The organism is Hufsiella arboris (assembly GCF_009834875.1).
Classification (GTDB): Bacteria; Bacteroidota; Bacteroidia; order Sphingobacteriales; family Sphingobacteriaceae; genus Hufsiella_A; species Hufsiella_A arboris.
In genome coordinates this window covers 1-829 of record NZ_WVHT01000042.1, presented here as the reverse complement: position 1 = coordinate 829, position 829 = coordinate 1, and the positions used below count along the sequence as shown (strand labels likewise).

Annotated in this window: 1 protein-coding gene; it reads left to right on the top strand. The window is 36.9% G+C overall.

Annotated features, from left to right (window positions below; all coding sequences use genetic code 11):
• The coding region (locus tag GS399_RS20565; RefSeq protein ID WP_237488026.1) for an acyl carrier protein at nt 1-662 on the top strand (662 nt) is incomplete at its 5' end.
• Nucleotides 663-829: the final 167 nt, after the last annotated feature.

The window sequence follows — 829 nt, the reverse complement described above, 5'->3', positions numbered from 1 at the left end:
CCAGTAATGCTATGACAACAGACTACGAACTTAAAAATATCGACCCAGACGACATTAGCGATTTACTCGTTAAAGTTGAAAAGTCATTTGACATTAAGTTTGGAAACACCGAACTAATGCATATTTCGACTTTTGGTGAACTCTGTGACCACATTGCAAATAAAATCCAACTTGATAATTCAGACGACTGCACAACGCAACAAGCATTTTATAAGTTGCGTGATACAATTTCATCGACACTTCAAATAGACAATAAAACAATCTCCACAAATTCTTCTCTTGCAGACCTATTGCCAAGACAAAGCAGACGTGCAAGCACAAAAAAATTGGAAAAGCAATTAGGTTTTAAACTTAATATCTTACGACCACCACATTGGGTTACAGGGACACTTGTAATTATACTTCTTGCTTCCCTCGTTGGACTTTTCTTTAATTGGCAAATCGGACTTTCAGGACTTTTGTTTTCAATCGCAGGATGTTGGTTCGCAAACAAAATCGGAAACGAATTTGATTTGCAAACGGTTGGACAAGTTGCAGAAAAAATGACGAGAGAAAATTACTTGAAGTCAAGACGAAACCCAAAGACATTTAATAAAAACGAGATTGAAAAAGTGTTGACTGACTGGTTCAGTAGCGATTTTGACTTAGACAAAATAAATTAACAGGAGAAGCGAAATTTGTATGACGATACAAAAAAGCACTACTGGTAACATCGGTTTGGCAATATGGCGGCTGAAGTACTTCTATAAAGCATTTAAGCAGAGTTCAACATTAGGAATTCTATTGAGCTTTTGTGGTAAAAATCCGCCACATCGCCAAGCCGAAAACC